Below are 24,978 nucleotides of genomic sequence, written 5' to 3' on the forward strand. Positions count from 1 at the left end.
TTCCTTTGTTATATTAAATCTACTCATAAACACCTATTGTAATAAGGTTTTTAAGTCGTTGCAGAGGTTCTTTGTGTTCTCTTGTTTTTGCAATTTCTTCTACGAATTTAGGTAATAGAGTTTTTATTTGCTTTATATCACGTTCATTTTTGAAAACAACTCCCAATAAAATTTCAATGGTATCTATTTTAAGGTGAGCGGCATTAAGTAGGGCTAAAGATAAGGCCCAATCAATTGTTTCTGCGATACCTGGCTTTTTATTTAAAGTTAAATTTCGTGCTAGGTGCACAAATCCGCAAATTTCAGCACTTAGTTGTTGATCTATTTGTGGTACATGAGCTTGTAATATAGTAAGTTCTTTTTCGAAGGAAGGGTAGTCTATCCATAAATACAAGCATCTTCTTCGCAAAGCTTGGGATAGTGGACGTTTACGATTACTAGTTAAGATTGTGTAAGGAATGTTTTTCGCTGCTATTGTTCCTATTTCAGGGACAGAAATTTGCCAATCGGATAAAATTTCAAGTAGAAAGCTTTCAAATTCTTCATCGGCGCGATCAACTTCGTCTATAAGTAAAACAGCTTTTTTAGAACTAGTGATTGCTTCTAAGAGGGGTCTTTTAAGCAGAAATTTTTCACTAAAAATATGGCGCTCTTTGGTATCTAAATTTTCATTTTCATTCGCTTTTAAATACAGAAGCTGTTTTTGATAGTTCCAGTCATAAAGAGCAGAATGGCTATCTAAACCTTCGTAGCATTGTAAACGTATTAGTTCACAACTATGAATTTTAGCGAGTATCTTTGCAATCTCAGTTTTACCTACTCCTGGAGGTCCTTCAATAAGGAGAGGTTTTTCGAGTTTCTGCGCCAAAAATAGAGACATATAGATATTGGAATCACCAATGTATCCATTTTGTTCAAACTGTTGCTGAATTTCTACTTTCATGAATTTCTCATACAAATGACTCTACTATCAACATTGATAAATGTAGTGTTGTTTATGGTGCCGTAAAAATTTTTGAAACTGTGATGTCCAAAAACATGGAAACGCACCCCTGAATTAATCACAAGTTCGCGCAAATCAAAATCACCAGAAGATTTGTTTGTAATCTCTGGTATCTCTGGTATTTCATGTGTAATAAGCCACTGCGGTGAACTAGCAACTACGCGGTGTAAAGTGTCGATGTAGTTTTGTTTTGGTATGCGGTGCAAAAGTTTTTTACGCGATATAATACCATCAACTCCTGCAATCGTACCAAAGGAGTCTATTGACTGTACACGATTGTGTAAATGACAATTGCTTTTATCAGCGTTGCGTTTTCCTTGTAGTATAGAGGATGTCTGGTCGTGATTTCCATTGACAAAAAATACTTTTTTAAAATAGGAGCTAGCTTTTTCTATCGCCATAGTGGGGTCACCATTACTACCAATAATACCTGTCCCTGCCATGTCTCCAGCACTTATAAAAATAAATTCGCGCGGAGTTTGTACTTTTTCAGCAATTAGATCCATCAGTTCGAGAGCGTTGTGGTGTAAATCGCTAGTTAAAATTACCGGAGCAGCTATATCGGTGATAACCTCTACATATTCAATTGAGTCTTTACCTTTTATGGGATCCATTTGTGCATTTAGAACGCAAGGAACTTTAATTTTTTCGCGTTTTTCTATGTGAAACTTCATTTAAACCCTCTAAGTAGTTATTAAGTTTTTTTATTTCTTGTGGCGATGGTCTTTCCAAGGTGGATAAATATTTAATGTAATGTGCTAGTTTTTGTGCTTTTCCAAATTGTTGCTGCTCTATATATTTTCCCAGTAGTATATTTCCTTGGTTAACATACAAAGCATTTACAGGAGATTTTCTTTCAAGCTTGCTTTCTATTTCTTGATGACGAGTTAATCGTTGTGCGTTAGCAATATAGTAAATATTGTTGTTATACGACAATACTTCTCTTGCTTTTTTATACACTTTTTTATTGATAAGGCGCAACACTAAATTATAAACTTCAAGATAAAACAACACTCCGTGTTTTTTACTAGGGTTGTTTTCATTATAAGTTTTTAATAAATCAGCGCAATGTAGTAAATTCTTTTTAGTTGAGAATTCTGTACGGCGTATAAGTAGGATGCACTTGAGTAGAGGAAAATGATTTTTTTCAGTTAGAAGTTGACTACATGTGTCAAATTGTTGGACCATGATCATATGACGAAACACATTTTCTTCTATGTTAGGAACTGCCTGATATTGTCTCAAAATATTTCTGTAATCGCTTTGCGTTGCTTTTTTATTTCTGAGTAATAACTGTAATAGTGCATTGTACTCAGTATTATACAGTCTTTCTCTCTGCAACAATGAAATTAATCTTTGCTGTTGGTTTTGTAACTGATTTAGAAATTTAATATATCTGACACCAGGCTGAGACTTATAAAAATCCAACATATGTATAAACCACTTAAGCTCAAAAACAACACTCAATTTTTCTTGGGTTTTTAGGTATTTCCACAAAAATTCTATTTTGTTGCGCCTGCGAGCGTACACACTATGATCAATTTGTACTCCTCGTAAAAATGACATTATTGAATCAAAAAGACGTTTGTTTTGTTGCTCAGCGTCAGATTTATAAATGTGACTAAAATGCCAATTAGGAATATATGAAACCAAACTATCTGCGCACTTTTGGAATTTTTTTATGTTTTGTTGCTGGGAGTATGCAAGAATACATTGGTAAAGAGTGCCTTTTATTTCGTCTAGGGTTCCGCGATCGCGAGAAATACTTTGAAAATCGTTCGGGGAAAATTCGCCTATTGCTATTTTAGATGGCAAAAAATCTGGATATTTATCTATAAAAGGTTGTAATTTTTCTCTTACACCTGAAAAGTTTTTCTGTAATTCAATTTGTAAAGTGTAAAGTCGGTGATTTATACTGTGCATTTTTTCATAGCCGGGGACAGAAAATGCACTTTTTTGTACACTGGGCCACCTTCTGGGATTTTTTGCATTGTCATAAAAGTCTGTTTTAATGAAGTGAAATAAAGCGGAGAAAAAAGAATTTCTTATTGCCTGTGGAAGTTTATAGTCGCTCCATTTATTTGGGCTGTTTGTTCCTGTATAAAGTTTTAACAGAATGATATCGAGAAAAAATTGGCAACAATGTTTTTCATAAATAAGTTGCGGTGCTGTTTTCCATTCCTGTAATAATTCGAACGCCTCAAAATGTCGGTGAGTAAATATGCATAGCGCTGGATGTTTTGCTGTTTTAAAAAACACTGGATATTTGTTATATAATACGCCGCTATACCATGTTGCTAACGTGTATTCACCCTTTAACACAAATAAACGCACATTAAAGAACAAGCTTAATGCACTGTGATGATCGCGTAAAATTTTTGCTCCCAAATCCAAAGTATCTTGCGTCCGATTTCGCAAGTAAAATTCTTGTATAAATTTTTCTTTGTTATTTTTAGCTTGGTGTGCGTGAAAAAATTCGCCGCGCTTATTATCAAGCTTTGCAATTATATGGTGCATTTGTTTATAGTTTTGTTGTTTATCTAGTTGTTGTAAGTGTGTTAACAAAGAAGAAAACGTTTCCTTTGAGGCTACGCTGTTTGGCAAAAATTTCCATAAACCAATGAATAAAATAAAGGTTGCTATAAGCAAAATAGGATACAGAGTAGAATGTTTACTAACTTTTCTGTTATTCTTATAACGATTTGTGCGGCGAGGAATTTGCTCTATGTTGGGGAATTTTTCTTTTATTTCTTTCAAAGCAACTAACGATTTACTATCTAGTTGGCTGGAGGGTTTCCAAGCGCTTTTTCCACTTCCACGTATTTTCAAATATGCTTTATTTAGAGCTTGCGCTAAATCGCAACAACTTTTTGTTCGTTTTAGTGAATCTTTTTCTACAGCTTGTTTAAGTATTTTATAAATTTCTTTATAAATTCCCATTTCATGGCGTTTTATCTCTTCCTTTGGAAAAGGAGGAAGTTTTTTCTTGGCAACATTATTCATCGTATGTAGGATACCATCGCAAGCAAATACCGACTCTTGTTCCCAACGAAATAGTTGATATAAAGTAATTCCAACAGAAAAGACATCACTGTTATCATACAGTTTGCCGTTCATTTGCTCAGGACTCATATAATCAACAGTCCCAACAACAGCACCCGTTTTTGTTAACTTACGACTTTCTTGAAAATTATCAAGATGTTTGCCCATTCCCAAATCGAGAATTTTTATAATATGATTCTTGTTATCAACCATTATGTTACCTGGTTTGATATCGCGATGGATAATGCCTGTAGAATTTACTACTTCTACAGCTCTGGAAATTTGGATAGCAATAGCTAGTAACGCCTTTGTTGAAAGCTTAGAATTTTGCCTTATAAACTCTCCTAACGAGAGGCCTTCTACATACTCCATCACCATAAACCATTTATCATTCATAGAGAAAAAATCATATGCTTTTACTATGTTTGGGTGATCTATTGCAGATAGCAAATTGTATTCGCGACGAAACCGTAAATTTCCTTCGTCGTTGTACACTTCTTTTATAGCGTAAAGTTTCTGATTTTGTTGATGTTGAGCTAAGAAAACGCGTCCAACTCCACCTTGCCCAATAGTTTTGAGTAGTTTATACTTGCCAAGTAGCATGTGTGACACCTATTTTTGTTTTTCTAGAAACTCTAGTGATTGCTTTATACCATTCTCTTCTTGGGAATGATAGTGAAATAGAGGATATATGAAACGTGCAATTTCAAAATCTCGTTGCATTTTATCGTGTTGATTTATTTGTAAATATTGCGTCGCTCGTTTAAGGTAAGATCTAGTTTTTTCCAAATCGGGTTGTAGTTTTAAATCAAAAGTTGCCTTCTCTCTAAGAACATAGAGATTATGTAAGTGATTATGTACATATGTAAACCACATGTTTTTTAGTATTTGGGCTTTAGGTTGTTGAAATTCAAGGAGATGATTTTTTTTATAGTATGTAATGAGGGGATTTATATATTCAAGTAAAAATAGTCCATGATTGCGCCATTTACTTTTTTGTAGCTGGGTTTTAGAAAATAAGTTCTCTATCGTTTGTAGCTGTACTAAGTTGCTGTGCTCTTTTTTAGCGATTGAATGTTTATAATATAATCGCTCTGTTTGATAAACAGCTTTATAAAAATAATACTCCTCTGCTGAATGTTGTTTTATTTTTTTTAAAACTTTTTCTAAGGCTTTCCAATTTTGAGACAATAACAAGGAGTAAAACATTTTTGTTTTTTCGGTGCTCTTTAATTTTTTAGTCAATATAGACTGTAGTTCCTCTATTTTTTCTATTCTAACAGACAAGCTACTATTTATTATTGATGCTGTACGTTGGTGAATAACTTTTATTCTTTCTAAATTCCAGTATAGAGAACGAATATTTCGGGGTTTTGCTTTTTCTATGTGGTTTATAAAATATTTTTTATGCTGGCTGTGGAAATTACCGAGATTTGAGTTGAGAAATCCATAAAGTATTTTTAGTGATATAGACGAACGTGTAAGTTTCAATGTATAGCCTTGTAGTGCTTCAGGATAGTACTGAATTAGACTATCAATTTTATCATAGTGATTATATTTTATTACAGCGCAACATAACGCTCTTTTAAGCATTTCTGAATTGGCATTTAATTTATATTTATCAGTACTTACATTTTTGATGTTTGTCTTAAGTAGTAAATCTATTGGATAAAAACCTTTGTAATGAGGTATTTTTTTGCGTATAGCGAGTTGATCATTCTGATTATTAGATATTAGTAATAGATTGTAAAAAGGATAGTGTAAGTTAGGTAATTTTTGCGCGATATGCTTTAATTTTTGGTAACGCTCATTGAAAGGAATTTCAAGATGTCTGCTACTATAATATAAAAAATCACATATGTGTTTGAAAGATTCTTCCGTTATTCTTTTTCGTATTTCTTTCCAATCAATTTTTTTTGGTAGAGAGCTTAAAAAAGCTAAAATCATATATTGTTTATAAAGGCTTTTTTCTGGCTTTGGTCCTTCCCATATTTTCCATTTATTGTAAGCTTCAATAGAACTTAAAGAAAGGTCTATTGCTGGATTTTTTATTTCGTTATAAAAATCAGAATAGTTTTCAACGAAAACTCCACTATACCACTTAGCTAAGGACATATCTCCGTTTAAGGCAAATGTCTGGATACTTAAATACAAACCCAATCCATGATAATCGTTTTTTAACGTCTCTCGAGTATGTTTATGAGCTTGTGAATAGTTCTTACTATAAAGTGCTACAATGAGATGTGTAAGAGGGTCAGAAGTTGATGAATCGTATTTTTGTGGAGACTTTTCTTGTATATTTGATAAAAGCTTTAGTACATTTGTGTAACGATGGTCCTTGGTTAAGCTAACAAGTTTTTTTACATCGTCATCTATAAAATAACTTGGATTTTTTTTTACCTTTTCTATTTTCTCAGGGCTATCCACTTTTGTTGAACTTAAGTTGAATCTATAGAAAAAGACTGACGCAGAAATAATTAATCCAACAAATATTAACGAATAAATTATCTTTGCCTGTTGCTTTTCTTTTTGCGAGAGAGCTTTTTGTTTCGCTATTCTTTGGGTAGAGGTTATTTTAGCTGATAAACGTCTATTGGCATTTATTCTTGCTGTATTTGGTCTATGTTGATTTACAGGCACTTTCGGTTTAGTTGTTTGTTTTCTTTTACGTATGCCTTGATCTTCACCATATTTTTCGCGCAGATTTTTTAGTTTTTCTCTTTCCTGATTGCTGAGAGCTTGCCCTGGTTCCCAGGTATGCCCGTGAACTCCTGATGCTAGCATTCTTAGCATGTTATATTTCTCAAGTGCTTCTTGGATTTGCTTAGCAAAATTACTAATGCCTATTCTTTGCTCAGGATCTTTTATTAAACCAAGAGACAGTGTTTCTCCTAAAAGAAGATAGATTTGTCTTTCTTCGTTGTTTGTTGTATGAATAACTTCATTTAGAGGAGGTAATTTTTCGTTGGCAATGGCGTTTAAAGTTGCGAGTAAATTTTTACGTTCAAAAGGTGATTGTTCTGACCATGAAAAAAATTGATAAAGAGTAATTGCACATGAAAATACATCTGTATTTTCATATATCTCCGACTTTATTTGTTCAGGACTCATGTAAGAGGGCGTACCAACAACTGTTCCTGCTTTTGTAACTCTTGCGTTTTCTTCTTCTGAATTGAGCTTTTTTCCTGTTCCTAAGTCTAAGATTTTTACTAAACGATTTACTGAGTCAAGCATTATATTAGGAGGTTTTATATCACGATGAACAATTCCTAAGGTATTAATAACTTCTACTGAACGAGCTAACTGAATGGCAACAACCAATCGATCATAAAATGACAAAGAATGTTTGTACTTTTCAATTAGCTCTTCTAAAGTACATCCTTTAATGTACTCTGTGATCATAAAAAAGCAATCTTTTTCAATAAAGTAGTCATAGGCGCACAATATATTGGGGTGGCGAATTTGAGACAAAAGAGAATATTCTCTTTGTAGTCTCATTAATATGACTTCTTTATTGTCTCTTAAGATTATTTTCTTTATAGCTACAGGTCGCTGAGAAACTGTATCACGTGCTAAGAATACTTCACTAGAAGCTCCTGCTCCTAGCTTCTGAATAATCTCATATCTATCTTTTATTAACATACTTCATTTACGCCCACGAATTGAAAAAGGCAAAACCTTTTCTTATTTAAAGATAAAAATGTGTCCCTTTGCCGATGCGACAAACAAATAGCCATTACTAATAGTAGGCGACGCATAAAGAATTACTTGTGGTTTATTTTTTCGAACATCAAGGTACTTGAATTTTTTTAGATTGTTTGTATTTAAAATTAAAATTTTTCCATCATTTGTAGTGCAGTAGACAATCTTGTTTTTAGTATAAATTGGTGAACTGTAGATTCTGTCTTTTGTACGTATAAAATGTATTCTCTTGCCAGACCTTGTATTTACAATATGTAAACCATTAAAACTACCACAAAATAGTAAGTCATCTACTATTGTTGGCGAAGCAAATAAAATAGGATTCTTACCATCATAAGTCCACTCTGTTATGCCTGTTTTTGTTTGTTTTGCATAGATAGTTCCGCTATTATTTGTAAAATAAACACGGTTGGCTATAACAGTTGGTGTCGACATTATTTTTCCAGAGGCTTTATCTTTCCAAATTTGATGACCAAATTTAGCATCGATAGCATAAAAATAAGATTTTAAGTCTCCAAAATAAATTACTTCATCTTGGTATGCTGGAGAGCAAAAAATAGAACCTTGAGCTACAAAAGACCAAATTAATTCACCGCTAAATCTATTCAAACAATACAGTTTACTATCACTACTACCAAAATAACAAAGATGTTCATTTACAAGAGGTGAAGAACTAATAAAACCTCCGGTTGAAAATTTCCAAATTTCTTCGCCGGTATTTTTATCTAACGCGTAAAAATTGCCATTTTCACTACCAAAATATAAAAATTTACCTGCGATTGTTGGAGAGGAGTAAATATTGAGTTTGTTTTTATTATTTTTAGATACTTTAGTTTTTTCTACTTGAAATGACCATAATTTTGTTCGGTTGATATAATTATAGGCATGCACAGCTCCTTGAGCTGTTGCAATATACAGTACGCCATTTTCTTCGATTGGTGCAGCCCACACCCCATAAGGAATTTTAAATTGAGAATGTACTTTAAATTCGCGGTCATAGGAAATTTCTTTTTTTATGGCACCTGTTCGTTGTAAATCATTACGAAACATTACCACTTGTTTCTTGATAGGAATATCTAAAGGTTTGATAGTAAAAGACAAAACTTTTTCTTTTTGCAATTTACCAATGCTTATCTTTGATACAAGTTGGTACTGCCCTGGTGTTTCTAGTAAAAGTTTTACATTTGTAAGTAGCTCGTTTATAGATTGTTGTTGTGTATAATTTGATTGATAAGATTCGAGTTTTTTACCGTAGAATTCAAGATAAACTTTATTTTTTTGTATTTGTTTTTTTGAATTCCAGTTGATCATCAAATAGATATTTTCTCCGACCGAAAATGTATTTTGTTTTGATTTTTTGCTATTTACAAGAGAAAATTTAATATCTTGTGAGGTAAGGTTTTTTTGCTTACTTCGCAAAACAGAAATAGTCAAAAATATACATATTGTAAATAACGTAATAAAAGAAGCGATATATTTTATTTTTCGACTACGCAAGCTTTTTTTGGTACTGCGAATAATTTTTGGCCAAAAAGGACTTTTGATATTGATTTTTTGGCCACGTGAAAAAGAAGTAAGGTCTGCTGCTAAGTCTTCAGCTGATTGATAACGATCTTCCTTTTCCTTTTCGATTGCTTTTAAACATATTTTTTCAAGGTCTCGAGGAACTCTTTTTGCTACTTTTGAAGGCGGAGGTGGATCTTGATATAAAATTTGATCAATGACTTCAGAGAATGAAGATCCAGTAAAAGGAGTACGGTGAGTAATGAGTTCGTAGAGTATTGCGCCAAGTGCATAAGTATCACTTCGTTCATCGAGCTCTTTTACTAAACCATCTGCTTGCTCAGGTGGCATGTAGTGTACAGTACCTATGATCATACCACTCTTCGAGAGTTTGCTATCTTCATTTACAATTTTTGCCAAACCAAAATCCATGACCATTGGCTCTTTATTTTTGTCAAGTATAATGTTCTCAGGTTTTAAGTCACGGTGTATTATTTTTTTACCATGAGCATGAGCAACAGCTTGGGTAACTTTAATCATTAGTTCGACAAGTTGTCTTCTTGTTAAACTACGCTCTTTGATCAATTGATCAAGAGTTCGTCCTTCGATAAAATCCATAGTAAAGAATATATTGCCGTCTTCGTTGCCAATATCGTGAACAGCGACAATGTTAGGATGATCAAATTTTGAGGAAAGAAAAGCTTCTCTGAGAAAGCGGCCCATTTTTTCAGTTTCTCGTTCTCCTGTAGAAAGGAGAACTTTTAATGCAATGATTTTTTCTGTTGTTGGATCATAAACTTTGTAAACTTTTCCCATTCCACCTCGACCAATTTCGCCAATAATATCATAGCGACCTAATTTTTTTCCCGGTTTTATAGTCGAAGATATTGTTTCTGAAGCAAATTCAGCGTGCACAAGTTCAGCCTGCGCTTCATCAATATTATTGTTGGAGCCAGCTACCTGAGTTGCTGGAACCATATTTTTTGGCAAAGAAAAAGGGTTATCAAAAAAATGGTCATGTTGAACTTTAGGCATACTAGGATCGTTATCATACAATGTTTGTGGAATATTTTGTAAAGGCGCATTTCCTTCAAAAAGTGTCTGTGGAATATTTTCCTGTAAAGGAGAATTGCCTTCAAAAAGTGTCTGTGGAATATTTTGTAAAGGCGCATTTCCTTCAAAAAGTGTCTGTGGAATATTTCCCTTAGATATGCCTTCTCCTGTATTCGGAGCATTTCCTTCAAAAAATGTGTGCGGAATATCTTTTTGTAAAGGAGAATTTCCTTCGAAAAGTGTCTGTGGAATATTTCCCTTAGATATGCCTTCTCCTGTATTCGGAGCATTTCCTTCAAAAAATGTGTGCGGAATATCTTTTTGTAAAGGAGAATTTCCTTCGAAAAGTGTATGCGGAATATTTCCTTTAGATATATTTTCGTTACTGTTAGGAGCGTTACCCTCAAAAAGCGTTTGTGGAATATCTGGTAAATTATTATTTACCTTTGTTTCAGGTATTTTTTGATTTTTTGTATCGGTATTTTCGAATAGTCTTTGCTGTGAAATGCTTTCATCATCGTAAACCGTACTTACCACAGAAGGTATCTCCCCAAAATCTACATCATTTATTACTTGCATTCTATCTTTGCTTGGTGCGTAATATTCTTCATCTTCAAGAGCAGACTTTATTTGTTGATCAAGATCACTTCCAAAATCAGAAGTATCAGACAAGCTCGCTTTATTAATGATTTGATGCTCTATAGTTGCTACTTGAGCCAAGGACAAAAATTTATTTTGAACCAACCATTGTGCAAACGAGAGAGTTTTTTGGTAGTAATTCTGTTTTTCGTATTGTTTCCATAAATTTTGGAGAAGTGGTTGTTTTATAAAACCAAGTGTTATTGTTACCCTTGCAAATTCTTTATCCTTTGCGGTAGCCATAATTTTTCCCACATAATTATTGTTCAAAAGGCAGTAAAAAAATGATTTTGCGAGGCTTGGTCTTCAAAATGGTGGATGGTTATTTTTGAAGTTGCCAATTAAACGACCTGATAAAAAGTAGGCGTGTCCTTCGATTTTTACAAAATTCGAATTACTTTGGACAATAGCGCGGCATTTTGGAGGTGCATAATACTGTTACGTGCCTGAAAAGTAACAAGCTTTTTATTCACTTAGGTCGTTTAAGTGTAAGAATCTTAGATTTTAGCAAATTTTAGTTTTTTTGTAAATGGAAAACCGATTACTGTGCAAAAAATTTATTGCACATTCTCTATTTTATTTCATAATAAGACATGTTCGCACTGGGTTCACTATTTATTTCTACATCTAAGATATAAAGAGGCCAAAAAATGAAAAAGAACTGGTTGCTTTTTTTGATAGTTATAACCAATATATTTTGCCAAAATGAGCTTGATAAACACGTTCGCAAGCTGATATCGCAATTGAAATCACCAGATAGTGCAGTAAAAATATCGGCCTTACATTCACTGAGTCACTTAGGAAAAAAAGCATCTCCTGCAATTCCGATGATGATTAGTTTGCTTAAGGAACCACAAAGTAAAGTAGCCTTAAAAACGTTAGAAGCTTTCATTCAATTGGGCGATGTAGCGCAGCCAACTTGCTACGAGTTGATTAAACTATTGTCTGTAAAAAATAAAAAAACGGTTATACTAACACGCAAAGCTTTTATTGCAATGAAAGACAAGGCTCTTCCTGAACTGTTAAAAAACATAAACCACTTTTCATTTGTTGTACGTAGTCACATTTTGTATATCTTAGGTGAAATAAAGTCACCTGACTCTCGTACTTTTGTAATCGGCAAACTCGATGATGAAAGTTGGCAAGTACGCTATGCTGCTATAGAAGCTCTTGTGAAAATAGGGGTAAAAAGTGCATCATCACAACTTTCCCAAAGGTTGTTTGATAGCAATCTTCAAGTTCAAGTTTTAGCTGTCAAAGCTTGTGGCAAAATTCAACCAGCAAACAGAACATTCTTGGAGCCAATGGCAAAAGTTTTTCGTGAAAAGAACTCATTAGTACTTCGTAGAGCTGTTTTACAGAGTTTGATCAATATGAAAGTAACTTCTCGCGAGATAGATAAACTGTTAGCGAAAAGTTTACGTATAAAAAAATTACAAAAACTAGCAATAACTGCCATTGGTAAAATGGAAGATATGCGAATGGTAAAGAAAACGATTCCATTTTTGCAAAGTGACGATTCTGATTTGAAAATAGCAACTATTGACAGCATTGGCAACTTAGAAGAAAGAGCAACCCCTTTTATTAATAAGTTAATTGTTATGACCACTGATGGAAACAAGAAAGTAAGAATGCATACGGCGAATGCTATAGGAAAAATAGGTCCGCAAATAGCTGCATTTGCAATGCCAAGTTTACTATCTTTACTAGAGGACACTGAAAGTGAAGTGCAAACATATGCAGCTATTGCTCTGGGGAAAATGGGGAAAAATGTCATCGTCATTTTAGAGGACATAGTAGTGAAAAAACCTCGTTTGCGGTCTCATGCTTCTTATGCCTTAGCGCAGATAGGAAAAAATAGTATTCCAGCACTTATTCGTTTGCTTGAGAAACATGACAAGTCTGTAAAGTTTTACGCAGCAGAAGCCCTAGGACGCATTGAAGATAATAGTGTAGAACTTGCGATTCCTGCTTTAATAAAAGCGTTACAACAGCAAAAAAACAAAAAGCAATTTGTAGATGTTTTGGGAAAAATAGGAGGTAATGCCACAAAAGAACTGATTCCTCTTCTTGCGCATAAAAAATGGCAAGTCCGTAAGGCCGCAGCAGATGCACTTGTCTTGATTGGCCCAGCTGTGATTCCTCTTCTGTCTCAAACAATTAATCATTCAAATAAATACATCGCTCTCTATTCCATTTCGATTGTCGGGCGATTAGAAGAAGACGCGAAGTCGTTAGTGCCTGTTTTAGCAAATGCATATGAAAATACTGATATAGAAATAAAAAAAAATGTAGTCATTGCATTAGGACAAATTCAAGACTCTCGCGGAATGATCGTTATTAACGATGCACTTTCGCGGCCAAATTTATGTAAGGAAGCCTTGCTATCTGCAGAGAAAATGGCTGATAAGGCAACAGAAAAAACAATTGATCATTTGAATACGATTGTTAAAACACAGGACTTATACATGCGTAAAATTGCGGCGCGTACTTTAAGCAAAATAGGAAAAAATGCTGTCGAGACACTTATCGAAACATTAAAAACAGGAGATCGAGCAGCTAAGGCATTTGCAGTAATTGCTTTGGGTAATATTGGTCACCATGCAGAGCAAGCAGCGACTCCATTACTAAATGTATTAAATACAACAAAAGATATTGCATTGAAAGAAAATATAATGCATGCCCTTGTAAGTATTAAAGCGCAGATCAAATTAACGATGATGACTTTACAAACGTTTCTAACTGCAAAAGAACCAAGACTCAAACGCACTGCGATAGTTGCGATAGGAAAAATGGGGGAAGTTGGTGCTGTGTATATCCCCAAATTTCTTTACGAAGCAGAGCAATCGCCTAAAGAGTTGCGTAACACGGTAATAATAGCAATAGCGGAAATGGGAGAGAAAGCATTGCCGTATATTATTCCATTTCTAAAAAATAAAAAAATGTTTCATCGCGAAGTTATCGCCGCTGCAATAGGTAATATGGGAGAAGAAGCTTATAAGGCTTTGCCTTTTCTTGTTTCAGCACTTGAAAAAAGTACAGGAGGGGCTCAAAAAGAAATCATTCGTGCTATTAAAAATATTGGCAAAAAAGGAGCTTTTACCATACCGACATTGTCTGTTTTTTTAAGACATAAAGACTGGCAAGTACGTGAACTATCAGCTGAAGCTATAGGAGTAATGGGAAAAAATGCAGAAATAGCAATACCAGTATTGCTACCTCTTCTTGGAGATGTATCCTGGCCAGTAAGAAATATGGTAAGTGAAACCCTGGCTAAAATAGGAGGACAAACAACTGTATTTGGTTTGATAACTACCTTGAAGAAACCTTTTACGGAGATGCGTGTCCACGCTCTTATTACTTTAAAAGATTTAGGAAAAGAAGCTCATAGCGCTGTTGACGAGATACTCGAAGTGTTACAGAATGATACTTCTATACGTGTGCGTAGCAATGCGATATATGCGTTAGGTGAAATAGCGCCTAGAGAAACTAAAGTAAGGCAAGTTTTAGTCAAATTACTTAATGATAAAAACTGGCAAGTTCGTCAAGCGATTTCCTTTGTATTAAAAAAAGAAAGAGATTGATTGTGTTACAAGAATTCTTAGTACAGTTAAAAAAACAGTTAACTTCAGAACTGCCTGGCGTAGAAGCTCATCGTAAAATGGCATCATATTTAAGAATTACAGCCGAACAAGCTTTAAATCGCAAAAAAAATGTTCGCTTAAGTGCAGTACTACTTTTGCTCTATGCGAAAAAAGAAAGTATTCACACTTTGTTAATTCAACGTCCAACATACAAAGGTGTCCACAGCGCCCAAATGGCTTTTCCTGGCGGAAGAAAAGAGCCAGAAGATAAAAATTTACAGCAAACGGCTCTAAGAGAAACAGAAGAAGAGCTAGGAATTTCTCGCAATAAAATAAACATTGTGGGACAAATGACAAAAGTATACATTCCACCAAGTCGTTATATCGTTGCTCCATATATTGGTTATATGGACGAACCACCTACATTAATCCCTGACCCTAAAGAAGTTGCGGAAGTTGTGAGTGTGTCACTAAATGAACTACTAGCCCCTGAAACTATAAAAAAAGCGAAAGTAGCGGTTGGTAAATATAAGATGAAATTAAAAGTTCCTTGTTTTGATGTGCAACAAAGAATTGTATGGGGAGCAACTGCGATGATGATTAGTGAATTTCGCGATATTGTTTATCACAATGATTTAATATATAAAAATTTGGATATATGTTAGGGCCTGTCATCATTCAAAGTATTGTCTATTTTTTCGAGCCCGAGCCCGCTTGCGAGCCCGATCTCGTCTAGCAATTTAAGTCTTACGTTTTTACTTGAACTTTGACCAAACGAGTAAGCATTGCTACAACTCGCAAAAGAAGTTCTCGTCCGTTGGCCAGAAGATTTTGTTTTACTAGATTTTAGAGTAATCCACACCTACCGGTGGGCAAAAAACGGAGTATGGGCAAAAATATTCAAAGCATTATCAGAAGATTCGGATAACGAGCATGCGATGATTGATTCAACTGTAATCAGGGCACATCAACATAGTGCAGGTGCAATAAAAAAAAAGATCAAAGCCAAGCAATAGGAAAAAGTAGCGGAGGATTTAGCACAAAAATACATGCTATATGTGATGCGTTAGGGAACCCTACAGATTTCTCTTTGACGGCAGGGCAAGTACATGATTTAGTGGGAGCAGATATTATTACCTTCTATCAAAGCTAAAGCGCTACTTGCTGACAAAGCTTACTATGTAGAAGAACGCGTTATTCAAAAATTAGAACAAAGAGATATTATTGTTGTGATTCCTCCGAAATCTAATATTAAAAAGCCAAAAGAATGCGATAGCCACCTTTATAAATCTCGCCATCTGATAGAAAATCTATTCTGCAAACTCAAGCAATATCGAGCTATTGCTACGCGGTACGACAAAACTGCTCAGAATTTTTTAGCGGCTGTATACTTAGTTTCTTGCATTATTTGGCTTCATTAGCTTGAATGATGACAGGCCCTAATGTAATTTAAGTTTAAATAGTTGATTTTCGCCAATGAAATATAACAGAAAAAATCCCCCAAAGTAAACATATAATACCTAAAGTAAGAGTTGAGTTGTAATGACTAGCAAGATGTGTCATGCTTTCATAATTCATAAAAGCAGTAAACCACGCTTCATCGCGGTAGTAAATTAATTTACGTAGAGCAAGTGCAGAAGCAAAAGTAATTGTTGTGCCAATGAAAATTGTGACCCAACTGATAAGCTTACTAGTAAAACTTACCTTGAAGACGATTTTCATTTGCGAATTACACTGGCGTATTTCTGTCCATGAACTACGCCAGGTTTTCGCAAAAATGAGAATTGCAAAAAAAGCGATAACAACCGATAGCAATCCACATAAAAAAGCAGCAATGTAATGTATCTTTTGATCGCGCATTAAATGAGCGCTATCCATTTCTTCCACTAGGCGTTCTAGTGAAAATTCTTCCTGAAAGCTATTTATTGTTTTTTGAACCTGCTGTTGAAGTATTTCAAATTCTTGTGGATCAGCGTTTTTAAATTCGTTGTTTGCTAATTTACCCACTTTTGTATAAGCAAGATTAAAACTACTTTGCGCAATTAAAAAAATCCCAAATTGTAGTAAATTAAAAGCTAAAAAAATTCCAAGAATTGTTGGACGTACTACATATTTAGTATTTTTTTTACGTGCAAACATGCTTAGTTGCGTTTCTTGAAAAACCTGCGTGGGTGATGAATTTCATTTAAAGATTCGCGAATTGCTGGAATAATAGAACTGCGAATACTTTGACGTTTAATACGAAATTGGCGTAGATGAAAACCAAAAGCACTACGAAAACGAATAACTCCTCCACCAGCAGCGATTATTGCTGCGCACTTTGTGGCCAAGCGATAAGATAAGTACTGTGGTAACCCTAATCCCGTTCGTTTGTTAAATTTAAAAAATAAAAAGCTATATGCGCTATTAAAGTCGCCGTCAGCTGTACTTCCTCCGCTAGCAACTTTAGTGGCAAATCGCATTGCGAACAAAAACAATTTTTTATTTGTTATGTCTTGAAAGCGATTGGTCGCAGACCTTGGCCTTTTTGGATTTCTATCTCTATCAAGGCGTATAATAGTGAAAAATGTGCGATGAAATACATCAAAAGCACGATCTCCACCTACGGCAGCAATGTTTTTATATTTGTTTGCTAAATCTCGCGCTTGACTTCTAGAAAACCCTGCTTTTTGCGCTTTACGAAAAATAAAACTAAATAGTAAATTGAGGCCACCACGATTAGCAAATTTATTTACCGGAAAAAAATGTTGTTTGTGGTACAGTTCATCGATAAAATCTTCAAATTCGACAAATTTTTTAATGTTATAGCGAATTTCTGCTGGTAGAAGTCCAAATTGAAGGCGTTCTTTTTCTTCTCTTATTTTTCTTTTTTCTTCCAATTGTTTTTGCAGAACTTCTTGTTTTAAACGCTGCTCTTCAGCAAGTTTTTTTTCTTTTTGTTCTCTCTTTTGTCTTTCCTGTTCGCGGATTTTTTCGCGCTCTTCATCAATAGTAAGTAGGTGTAGTATTTCGTTTTTTGCGTCCTCATGTGCAGGATCTGCTTGTACTGATTTATCTAAAATAAGCAGAAGATCTTCACGTGGCAAGCGTTGTTTTTTTGCCCATAGGTATAAATTAAACCATCCTTCTGCATCTTCTTCTGTTAAATTTGATTTTCGTTCTTCAAAAATTTCTAAAACGGTTTTGCTATTTTCAATATCACTGATTTGATCTTTGGGTATTTCTAAATAACCGTTTGGAGTTTCTAGTATAATGCTGTCTGTTTTATTTACCACATTACCTTCAAGTGATCGGCCATTTTTCAAATACACGATATCAGCATAGCAATAATTAACACAAAAAATAATCATTAACAATTTTATTTTATTCATAGTAACTCCCAACAAATAATAAGCGTTGCATGAATTACAAGTATACAGTGTTACTAAAAAAAACGCTACCTAAAAGTAAGCGGAGCAAGAATTACTTGTCCCTTTGTAGAAGGAAGCGCAAGCCATTTCCAATCTTTAGACATAGATGCTAATCCTCCTTTATAATATCCTGGAAGGAGCTCTACGCGAAATAGGTTTTTGAGGTTGTAAATATATAAGCGATTTGTTTCAAATATCGCTAAATCTTTGTTATCGTTTGAAAACTGAGCAAAGCGTATTTTCGTAGCCACCGGTATTTTTTTTTCTAATACATAGCTATCCCTCATCAATAAAAATACAAATGCATATTGTTCATCTTCAACACAAACAAATATTTTTCGATTATCAGACCAAGAAATATATCTAATAGCATTGTTTATTTTTGTATCGATAGTAACTCTTGGTTTCTTGGACAAATTGCCTTGAGAAAAAATATGAATACGCCCCCGCATATCGCCAACAGCAAGATCTCCTTGTGTATTAAATTCAGCGTAATTCGCTTTTCCTTCAAAAGGAGAAATTTGCAACACCTTTTTTTGCGTATTACTATATTTTAGTATACGAAAATCGCGGTCTTGCAATTTGACTAAAAAAAATAAATCCCCATTAGCTGCAAATGTAAGGAAACCATCTTGGTAGAATCTATTTTTTCTTCCTGTTGTTTTTTTGTCGACAAGAACTTCCATATCTTTTGTAGAAAGAATAATCAATCGCCCATTACTGTATAAAATGGCAAGTCTTTTCGAGTCAGAGCTAAATCTATATCTACAAATTTCAGAATGTAACCAGTTTTCGTCCACTAAAAATATGTGATGCGAACTTTGCTCAATATTCCACATTGAAATAGCACTACGGTACACAAACGCAACGTACTTACTATTAGGACTAATAAGCACAGGATTATAAAATAGAGCGCCTGAGTCGACTCCTACAGTCTTTAGTACCGACTGTATCGTTGTTTTGCGATCCCTTAATTGCAAGCTTTTTATTCCTCTTTCCACATTCCAATATTCAGAAGTGGCCTGATCGTTTTTTCTCGATACAACAGCCAAATACTGATTTTTTCCAAAATGCAAGTGTTCAATAGGAGTAGAAATTTTATGCGCTTTGATGGGCTTTTGGGACAATGCATCCCATATTACAAAATAACCATTGTTATCTGCAGATGCGAACAAACGTCCATCTTCATTAAAAACAATATCTGTAATCATCGCGCTATGTTTGCGAAAAACAGAAGTAATCTTTTCTTGCATATCGATCATATGAATATTACCGCTACGATCACCATATACAACTTGATTTCCCGCCGGAGAAACCTCGTATGCTGCTACATGCTTTCCTAAGAAAGAAAAGCTTGCATGAAGCTGCCATTTTTTATTGTTTACAAGCCGCCATACACCAATAGAACTCTCTATTCCAGCGGCAAGGTATTTTCCGTTATTAAAAAATTGCGGAGGTACCTGGATAGAAATACTTCTTTCGCTATTAAATAATTGTTTTTTCTTGTTATTTAAATTAAACAAAATTAGTTGTTCTTTTCTTTGCATTGCAATCCACTCACCAAAATATGCAATAGAAGAGAAATGCGCTTTACTTGCGAAAGAAAATCGTTTTGTTTTTTTTGTACGTAAATCAGTAATAGAAACTTCTTTGCCATTATAGTAAACAAAATTATGGTCTTTTAATGTACAGAGTTGATGTTGAATTTTAAAGATAATATTGTTAGCACTTAGGTTGATGTAGTCCTTTTTTTTCCATACATAAACTCCTCCACTATGAGTCATGCAAATGTAATCTTTCGTGTATTTATAATTAGCAAAAACATTTTTTATTTTTGGGAAGGTATGTGATTTTTCTTTGCTCATTATTAGTGGCTTTATTGAATATTTTGTAAAATATTCAACGTATTTATCTAGTGGTAAAATACTGCTTTTTTGAATAGCTTTAGCTTTTTGTAATTCATTGTACGCGTTTTTCATATTTCGCTGGTAGTATTGGTATTGCGCCATCTTGACATGAGCATTCATTAATTGCTGTTGTGATTTTACTAAAGCGTCTTCTTTGGCTTTTTGTTGCAGTATTAGTTGCGAATTTAGTTTTTGGAGTTGTTTACTGGTGTGCCATTTTTCGTAAGAAAAAAAGCTAATCGTTGCTAACAAAAATACAAAAAAAATTGCCGAAAGACTTAAAATCTTATGGCGATAGCACCATTTTTTAAATCGATATAATCGTTCTGATTTAATTGATATTGGCTTGTGCTGTAGATAGTTCTCTAGGTCTGATAATAAACTTTCGATATTTGGGTAACGTCTAAAAGGCGATTTTTCTAAGCATTTAAGACATATTAGTTCTAGATCAGAAGGGATCTCATTATTTAACAAGCGAGGAGCAATAGGATCATTATTTACGACGTTATAAGCTACTTGCACATACAGCTTGCCCAAAAAAGGAGGACGTGCTGTTAGCATTTCGTACAATGTAGCACCTAAGGAATATATATCTGTGCGTGCATCGGTGTTTGCGCTGAGTGCTTGTTCTGGTGACATATAAAAGGGCGTACCTATAATATCTCCCTGTTGTGATAGACTATTGAAGTCCATCATGTGTTTTGCTAACCCAAAATCCATAAGTTTTGGTTCATTTTCAGCAGTAAGCATTATATTATCAGGTTTAATGTCGCGATGGATAATTTTTCTGTGGTGCATTTGCTGTAGTGCATAACAAATTTTTATAAAAATAAGCGCAAGTTCTTCGAATTGGAATTGCAATGTCTTTATTTTATCTCGTAAAGGTAATCCGTCAATATATTCCATAGTAAAATAGATCTGAGGGCTTGTTCCACTTTCGTAGAGTTGTACAATGTTAGGGTGTTGTAAGGCGGCGACAGTTTTAATTTCACGTAAAAAACGTTTTACAGCATCGTTTTTAATGTTGCTTTCATGAATAACTTTGAGTGCAACAAAACGCTGAAGGTTTTGATCAAAAGCTTTGTATACAACCCCCATACCACCACGACCTAACTCGCTAATGATTTTATACTGCGTGAAAGCATTTACTGTTTTTATAGACGACATAGACTAAGTGACCTGCCAAGTATTTACCATTAAAATTGTTTTTATTTTCTAGCTTTGTTGCCCTCAGTTGCTTAGCTTAGCTGTGCGCTAGAAAATAAAATTTCTGCATTCAACTGGGTAACTACTTTTGTTAGATCAATTAATCTTTACCAAAAACTTCTTTGAAAAAAGAAATAATTGTTTTTTTATTACCAGCGTTTCGATAATAGATGTAATTTTGCAATCCTAAAGCATCCATTTTTTGTTTTAGCAATATACCAAACTGAGGATGGTGAATAGAAGTATCCATTGGTGTGTTTTTTGGCAAAGGAGTTGAGGTTAAATTTCCATGATAATACATAATAACAAGAGGATCATCCATACTTACAAAATTGATAGGTGATGATTCATAGGCTATTTGGCGAATTTCAGGTTTGTACAGTTCATCAAAAGATTTTACATTGTAGAAATGGAAAAGCGATGGATATACTCGTTCGTCTCCTCCAATGTTTTGCAAAATCCAGATGGGGTCCGTAGAAGTTGGTGCTTGCTTTGGCACGACAATCTGCACGCGTGTTGATTCTCGTAAGATAGGATCTTTGCTCATTGGCTCACACATTTCATTTTTTAAACCTAACCACAACCCCATAAGCGCTCCGGCTGAATATCCGAGTAAAGCTACTTTTTGCTTATTGATATTCCATTTTTTTGCATTGTGTCTGACGAATTGTAAAGCTCTTTTTCCATCGAGCATAGGAGCTGGGTAAGGATCTGTTGTTACAAAACGATAATTAATAGAAATAACCGCTATATTGTTCTCTAAACATTTACGTAAAATAGGATCTGTGCGTACATATTTTTTATCCCCCTTAATAAACCCACCACCATGCATATAAATAAGTACAGGTGTTGGTGTTGGAGAATCTACTCGCCATACATCCATTACATTTCTTTGGTGTACCCCGTAAGAAATATTTTCGAGTGTAGGGGGATATTTTTCTGCAATTAGGAAAGATAAACAACAAAGCAGTAGTAAATATTTTTTATTTTTCATTTTTAACCTCATTTATCCATATATGTAGCACCACGGCATTTTATTACGAAGAGATTCAATTCCTTCGGGTGACATTTTCGAAGAATAAACATTTAAAGTTTTCAAATTAAGCATTTGAGTAAAAAAATTAATACTCTCGTCACAAAGATTTGTATGTGGCATTTCTAATTTTTGTAGTTGAGAACATTCTTGTAATTTTTCAACGCCAGAGCTGCTTATTGATGTGTAGCCTAAATATAAATGTGTTAGTTTAGACATATTTGCCGCAAAATCTAAATCGTGATTGTAAATATTTGTATAGCCTAAATTTAGCTCTTGTAAACTATTTAGATCAACTAGGCACTGCCACTCTGATGATAGAAAAGAATTATAACTCAGGTTAAGTTTAGCTAAGTTTTTAATCTTATGCAAAGGATCTATTTTTTTAATTCCTGTTGCACTTAAATTTAAATCATAGAGATTTGGAAACTCTATTAAATCATTAATGTTGCTTAAATTCAAAAGATGTGCGCTCAAATCTAAAATCTGTACGTCTGAAATTTTATCTAAATTTCGCGAGTCAATATCACAAACTGCTAGGCGTAATTTCTTTGCTTGAGTTTTTTTAGTTATGCTGTGTAGGGAGCCTTGGCAAAGAATTAGATTTTCCATACACCCACCTTCGATTTGTAAACCTTGACAGTAATAGAATTCTACGCTATGGAAGTTACATTGTGAAAAAATACAATTGTTACAGCGGATTATTTCTATTTCTCGTTCGCGAAAACTACAATTGTAAAAAGAGCTGTTGTCTACAGAGCTGAACTTGGAAATGTAAACGGCACAGCAATCATATACTGTATTGCTTTTAACGCTTTGAATATTTTGACGTTTTATTCGCTCCATCTTATGAAACAACTTGCTTATGCGAAACAGAAATATTTATTTGGGCGTTATTTTGTGTTGCGATATAACCAAGATTTTGCCATATATCAAAGAACAAGGTTGCCTTGAACTTGGTCAATTCTTTATAACCTTGTTTAGTGTATGCATATAGTTTTTTTTCACTAAATAGTCTATTTAAAATTTCATAGCCTATTTTTTCGCGTCTTCCTATTTGCGATGCTTGGCGGAGAGCTTGTTCAAGCGAACAATTTTTAATAGGTAAACCTTTAAAAAAATTAATAATACGCGTGGTAACAAACAACGTATATATATCTTCTCTTTGAAAATCTTCTGTTTCTATTGCCATTGCTGTCAACCGCGAAGTAAACATTTGCTTTTCAGATAATGGCGGAAAGTTTTTCGCAATTGGAGAGTTGGGAGTGAGATAAAACATTGAAGCCCCCAGTAATATGGGAAGTCTAGCGCCAAAACTCAATGTTTGAATCATGGAGGCTAAGGTTTCAGAAGGTAGTCCAAGTATTTGATAGGAAACAATTTGAAACCCTAACGAGGTCGATTCTTTGACAACTTCAAGATACTTTTCCACTGTGTGGGGTCTTTTTGTAGTTTCGCGAACTGTCTTATCTGAGCTAACAAGTGCTAAATTCAAATGAGAAAAACCTGCTCGCTTCATTAATTGTAATAGTTCAGAATCCAAACTGAGATACGAGATTCCATTCATTGCGAGAAACTGAACATCTTTTTCAGGAAATGCACTAATGAGCTCATTACAGAGTACTTTCATTTCTTTGATGTAAAATGTTAAATTGTCATCTTCAAAATCAAAAACGCGGTACCCTTCGGCGTAACGCTTCTTTATTTCGCTAACAACATTATGAGGACATCTACGGCGATAACGATTACCAAAAGTTAAATGTACGGAACAGAATGTACATTTGTGGGGGCAACTACGGGAAGTAATAACAAAGGATAAAGGTCGCTTTTCAAACAAATACTTGTCGTTTTGTAAATCTTCTAAATCAGGAAGAGGTAAATCATCAATATCATAGTTTGTCCCTACGGAATTTAAGTACATTTTTCCATCTATCTTATACCCTAGTCCGCCCACCTGCTCATAATTCTTGTTCTCTTGCCAGGCTTTCAATAAATCGACAATTCCCTTTTCACCTTCACCACAAATAACAAAATCGACATTGTGGTCCTGTAAAATAGATCGCGGAACAGCAGATACGTGTGATCCACCTACTACTACAGGACAGCCAACTTGTTCTTTTGCGATTTGCGCAACTTTAAGTACTTCGCGATAATAAGGAGTAAACAACGAAGATATACCAACAAAATCAGGAGAGTAGTCTTTTATTTCTTGTGCAATTTGTGCGAAAGAAGCCCCAAAATGGTAGTAATGATAAAATGAGCAAAATGGGCTTTTATCTGGCCAAGGATAGTATTCACGTAGATAGCTGAGCTCTTTTGGAATAGGAAGAGTCTTTCGTCCCCATCCTTGATGGAAATCACGCACTACAACTTCTATATTAGGGAAATGCTTTTTTATCGTTGCTTTAAGATAACAAAGGCCAATAGGTTGTAGGCGAATATCGGTGTCATAAAAATCTTGTATGGGTGGTTGTATGAGTAGTAATTTCATTTTTCGATAGGTAGTTTATTGTTAGCCCATTCGTTCATTCCACCATTCATATGATATATTGTGGAAAAACCAAGTTCTTTCATTTTATTTATTGCAAAAGTACTGCGTCCACCACTTTTACAATGAAGTACGTATGTTGTACTCTTGTCGAGATTTTGAATTTTGTCCATAAAATCTGATGATTGGCAATTTATGTTGATTGCATTTTTAATATGTCCATCTCTAAATTCATTTTCCGTTCTTACATCAAGTACAACTACCGAGCTCTCATCAATTATAGCTTGAGCTTTTTTGGCTGAAACGTTTTCCAAAATATTTTTCCTTCCGTTATCTGCACAAGATAATAAAAAAATACACCCAATCACGTACAATATTTGTTTCATAAAAAAATTCGCCTTTCAGTAT

Annotated in this window: 14 protein-coding genes and 1 pseudogene; 3 read left to right on the forward strand and 12 right to left on the reverse strand. The window is 34.3% G+C overall.

Annotation, left to right across the window (positions count from 1 at the left end):
* Positions 1–19: 19 nt before the first annotated feature.
* The 5 genes from UABHE_RS03970 to UABHE_RS03990 are packed head-to-tail and all read right to left on the reverse strand — an operon-like array spanning position 20 to position 11,185.
* Complete coding sequence (locus tag UABHE_RS03970; protein WP_372368931.1) at positions 20–943, reverse strand: AAA family ATPase; 924 nt, start codon at positions 941–943, stop codon at positions 20–22.
* On the reverse strand, positions 940–1,677 hold the full coding sequence (locus UABHE_RS03975; RefSeq protein WP_372368932.1) for a metallophosphoesterase: 738 nt from the start codon (positions 1,675–1,677) through the stop codon (positions 940–942). Before UABHE_RS03975 ends, UABHE_RS03970 begins: the two co-directional genes overlap by 4 nt.
* Positions 1,643–4,648: a serine/threonine-protein kinase gene (locus UABHE_RS03980; protein ID WP_372368933.1), complete on the reverse strand. Its 3,006-nt coding sequence runs from the start codon at positions 4,646–4,648 to the stop codon at positions 1,643–1,645. Before UABHE_RS03980 ends, UABHE_RS03975 begins: the two co-directional genes overlap by 35 nt.
* Positions 4,649–4,657: 9 nt before the next feature.
* Complete coding sequence (locus UABHE_RS03985) at positions 4,658–7,687, reverse strand: serine/threonine-protein kinase (RefSeq protein ID WP_372368934.1); 3,030 nt, start codon at positions 7,685–7,687, stop codon at positions 4,658–4,660.
* A gap of 42 nt (positions 7,688–7,729) precedes the next feature.
* Positions 7,730–11,185, reverse strand: a complete 3,456-nt coding sequence (locus tag UABHE_RS03990) for a PQQ-binding-like beta-propeller repeat protein (protein ID WP_372368935.1) — start codon at positions 11,183–11,185, stop codon at positions 7,730–7,732.
* Positions 11,186–11,592: 407 nt separating this feature from the next.
* Here UABHE_RS03990 and UABHE_RS03995 point away from each other — a divergent pair, with 407 nt between their 5' ends.
* The 3 genes and pseudogenes from UABHE_RS03995 to UABHE_RS04005 all read left to right on the forward strand — a co-directional run.
* Positions 11,593–14,526: a HEAT repeat domain-containing protein gene (locus UABHE_RS03995; protein WP_372368936.1), complete on the forward strand. Its 2,934-nt coding sequence runs from the start codon at positions 11,593–11,595 to the stop codon at positions 14,524–14,526.
* Between the two features lie 2 nt (positions 14,527–14,528).
* Positions 14,529–15,191: a CoA pyrophosphatase gene (locus tag UABHE_RS04000; RefSeq protein WP_372368937.1), complete on the forward strand. Its 663-nt coding sequence runs from the start codon at positions 14,529–14,531 to the stop codon at positions 15,189–15,191.
* A gap of 177 nt (positions 15,192–15,368) precedes the next feature.
* Positions 15,369–15,947, forward strand: a pseudogene (locus UABHE_RS04005) (IS5 family transposase); the annotation flags it as partial.
* Positions 15,948–15,981: 34 nt separating this feature from the next.
* Here UABHE_RS04005 and UABHE_RS04010 read toward each other — a convergent pair.
* The 7 genes from UABHE_RS04010 to UABHE_RS04040 all read right to left on the reverse strand — a co-directional run bounded on the left by UABHE_RS04010 (position 15,982) and on the right by UABHE_RS04040 (position 24,956).
* Positions 15,982–16,665 (reverse strand): hypothetical protein, encoded by a 684-nt coding sequence (locus UABHE_RS04010; protein WP_372368938.1) that lies wholly within the window; start codon positions 16,663–16,665, stop codon positions 15,982–15,984.
* A 2-nt stretch (positions 16,666–16,667) separates the two neighbouring features.
* The gene (locus tag UABHE_RS04015) at positions 16,668–17,897 is read right to left on the reverse strand and encodes a hypothetical protein (protein ID WP_372368939.1); all 1,230 of its coding nucleotides are present in this window, start codon (positions 17,895–17,897) and stop codon (positions 16,668–16,670) included.
* A gap of 65 nt (positions 17,898–17,962) precedes the next feature.
* The gene (locus UABHE_RS04020; protein ID WP_372368940.1) at positions 17,963–21,010 is read right to left on the reverse strand and encodes a WD40 repeat domain-containing serine/threonine protein kinase; all 3,048 of its coding nucleotides are present in this window, start codon (positions 21,008–21,010) and stop codon (positions 17,963–17,965) included.
* Between the two features lie 139 nt (positions 21,011–21,149).
* Positions 21,150–22,043, reverse strand: coding sequence for an alpha/beta hydrolase fold domain-containing protein (locus UABHE_RS04025; RefSeq protein ID WP_372368941.1), 894 nt, complete (start codon positions 22,041–22,043; stop codon positions 21,150–21,152).
* A 12-nt stretch (positions 22,044–22,055) separates the two neighbouring features.
* Complete coding sequence (locus UABHE_RS04030) at positions 22,056–22,694, reverse strand: hypothetical protein (RefSeq protein WP_372368942.1); 639 nt, start codon at positions 22,692–22,694, stop codon at positions 22,056–22,058.
* 235 nt (positions 22,695–22,929) lie between these two features.
* Complete coding sequence (locus UABHE_RS04035) at positions 22,930–24,573, reverse strand: radical SAM protein (RefSeq protein ID WP_372368943.1); 1,644 nt, start codon at positions 24,571–24,573, stop codon at positions 22,930–22,932.
* On the reverse strand, positions 24,570–24,956 hold the full coding sequence (locus tag UABHE_RS04040) for a rhodanese-like domain-containing protein (RefSeq protein WP_372368944.1): 387 nt from the start codon (positions 24,954–24,956) through the stop codon (positions 24,570–24,572). Before UABHE_RS04040 ends, UABHE_RS04035 begins: the two co-directional genes overlap by 4 nt.
* Positions 24,957–24,978 lie beyond the last annotated feature (22 nt).

Source organism: Candidatus Uabimicrobium helgolandensis (genome assembly GCF_041508025.1).
Lineage (GTDB): Bacteria > Planctomycetota > Uabimicrobiia > Uabimicrobiales > Uabimicrobiaceae > Uabimicrobium > Uabimicrobium helgolandensis.

Coding starts and splice junctions, on each gene's coding strand:
- UABHE_RS04015 (WP_372368939.1), bottom strand. CDS start 17,897: ATGAATAAAATAAAATTGTTAATGATTATTTTTTGTGTTAATTATTGC.
- UABHE_RS04035 (WP_372368943.1), bottom strand. CDS start 24,573: ATGAAATTACTACTCATACAACCACCCATACAAGATTTTTATGACACC.
- UABHE_RS03985 (WP_372368934.1), bottom strand. CDS start 7,687: ATGTTAATAAAAGATAGATATGAGATTATTCAGAAGCTAGGAGCAGGA.
- UABHE_RS04010 (WP_372368938.1), bottom strand. CDS start 16,665: ATGTTTGCACGTAAAAAAAATACTAAATATGTAGTACGTCCAACAATT.
- UABHE_RS03970 (WP_372368931.1), bottom strand. CDS start 943: ATGAAAGTAGAAATTCAGCAACAGTTTGAACAAAATGGATACATTGGT.
- UABHE_RS04020 (WP_372368940.1), bottom strand. CDS start 21,010: ATGTCGTCTATAAAAACAGTAAATGCTTTCACGCAGTATAAAATCATT.
- UABHE_RS03990 (WP_372368935.1), bottom strand. CDS start 11,185: ATGGCTACCGCAAAGGATAAAGAATTTGCAAGGGTAACAATAACACTT.
- UABHE_RS03995 (WP_372368936.1), top strand. CDS start 11,593: ATGAAAAAGAACTGGTTGCTTTTTTTGATAGTTATAACCAATATATTT.
- UABHE_RS03975 (WP_372368932.1), bottom strand. CDS start 1,677: ATGAAGTTTCACATAGAAAAACGCGAAAAAATTAAAGTTCCTTGCGTT.
- UABHE_RS03980 (WP_372368933.1), bottom strand. CDS start 4,648: ATGCTACTTGGCAAGTATAAACTACTCAAAACTATTGGGCAAGGTGGA.
- UABHE_RS04025 (WP_372368941.1), bottom strand. CDS start 22,043: ATGAAAAATAAAAAATATTTACTACTGCTTTGTTGTTTATCTTTCCTA.
- UABHE_RS04040 (WP_372368944.1), bottom strand. CDS start 24,956: ATGAAACAAATATTGTACGTGATTGGGTGTATTTTTTTATTATCTTGT.
- UABHE_RS04030 (WP_372368942.1), bottom strand. CDS start 22,694: ATGGAAAATCTAATTCTTTGCCAAGGCTCCCTACACAGCATAACTAAA.